General features: G+C 64.9%; 1 protein-coding gene. It reads left to right on the forward strand.

From position 1 onward, the window contains the following. On the forward strand, nt 1–1,847 hold a 1,847-nt coding region (locus QPK29_RS33380), incomplete at both ends, for a beta strand repeat-containing protein (protein WP_400189961.1).

Consider the following 1,847-nt stretch of genomic DNA (forward strand, 5'->3'; position numbering starts at 1 on the left):
TTCGACATCGTCGCCACGAACAACGGCGCCGAAGTGCGCTCGCTGTCCGGCTCAGGTGCCGTGCTGCTCGGCGGCCAGACGCTGACGTTGACGGATGCGCAGGACGTATTCGCCGGCGGTATCCACGGCTCGGGCGGCCTCACGATCACGGGCGGTATCGAAACCCTGAGCGGTACCAATACCTATACCGGCGCCACGTCGATCGACCAGGGCGGCGCGCTGGCGTTGTCCGGTTCGGGCAGCATCGCGCTGTCCAGCGGCGTCGCCAATAACGGCGTGTTCGACATCGCCGCTACGAACAACGGCGCCGAAGTGCGCTCGCTGTCTGGATCCGGTGCAGTGCTGCTGGGTGGCCAAACACTGACACTGACGGATGCTGGCGATACGTTTGCGGGCAGCATCTACGGTTCGGGTGGCCTGACAATTGCGGGCGGCACCGAAACTCTAACCGGTACCAATACCTATACCGGCGCCACATCGATCGATCAGGGCGGCGCACTGGCGTTGTCCGGTTCGGGCAGCATCGCGCTGTCCAGCGGCGTCGCCAACAACGGCGTGCTCGACATCACGGCCACGAACAACGGCGCCGAAGTGCGCACGCTGTCCGGATCCGGTGCTGTGCTCTTGGGCGGCCAGACTCTGACGCTGACGGATGCCGGAGATACGTTCGCCGGCAACATCCACGGTTCGGGTGGTCTGACAATTGCGGGCGGCACCGAAACTCTAACCGGTACCAATACCTATACCGGGGCCACGTCGATCGACCAAGGCGGTCTCGCGCTGTCCGGCTCGGGCAGCATCGCGCTGTCCAGCGGCGTGGTCAACAACGGCGTGCTCGACATCGCGGCTACGAACAACGGTGCCGACGTGCGCACGCTGTCCGGATCCGGTGCGGTGCTGCTGGGCGGCCAGACTCTGACGCTGACCGATGCCGGAGATACGTTCGCCGGCAACATTCACGGTTCGGGTGGTCTGACAATTGCGGGCGGCACCGAAACCCTGACCGGTACCAATACCTATACCGGGGCCACGTCGATCAACCAGGGCGGCGCACTGGCGTTGTCCGGTTCGGGCAGCATCGCGCTGTCCAGCGGCGTCGCCAACAACGGCGTGCTCGACATCACGGCCACGAACAACGGCGCCGAAGTGCGCACGCTGTCCGGATCCGGTGCTGTGCTCTTGGGCGGCCAGACTCTGACGCTGACGGATGCCGGAGATACGTTCGCCGGCAACATCCACGGTTCGGGTGGTCTGACAATTGCGGGCGGCACCGAAACTCTAACCGGTACCAATACCTATACCGGCGCCACATCGATCGATCAGGGCGGCGCACTGGCGTTGTCCGGTTCGGGCAGCATCGCGCTGTCCAGCGGCGTCGCCAACAACGGCGTGCTCGACATCACGGCCACGAACAACGGCGCCGAAGTGCGCACGCTGTCCGGATCCGGTGCTGTGCTCTTGGGCGGCCAGACTCTGACGCTGACGGATGCCGGAGATACGTTCGCCGGCAACATCCACGGTTCGGGTGGTCTGACAATTGCGGGCGGCACCGAAACTCTAACCGGTACCAATACCTATACCGGCGCCACGTCGATCGACCAAGGCGGTCTCGCGCTGTCCGGCTCGGGCAGCATCGCGCTGTCCAGCGGTGTAGCAAATAACGGCGTGCTCGACATCGTCGCCACGAACAACGGCGCCGAAGTGCGCACGCTGTCCGGCTCCGGTGCTGTGCTGCTGGGCGGCCAAACTCTAACGCTGACCGATGCCGGTGATACGTTCGCCGGCAGCATCCACGGTTCGGGCGGCCTGACAATTGCAGGCGGCATCGAAACCCTGAGCGGTACCAA

The organism is Massilia orientalis (assembly GCF_030411975.2).
In the GTDB taxonomy this organism is placed as follows: domain Bacteria; phylum Pseudomonadota; class Gammaproteobacteria; order Burkholderiales; family Burkholderiaceae_D; genus Telluria; species Telluria orientalis.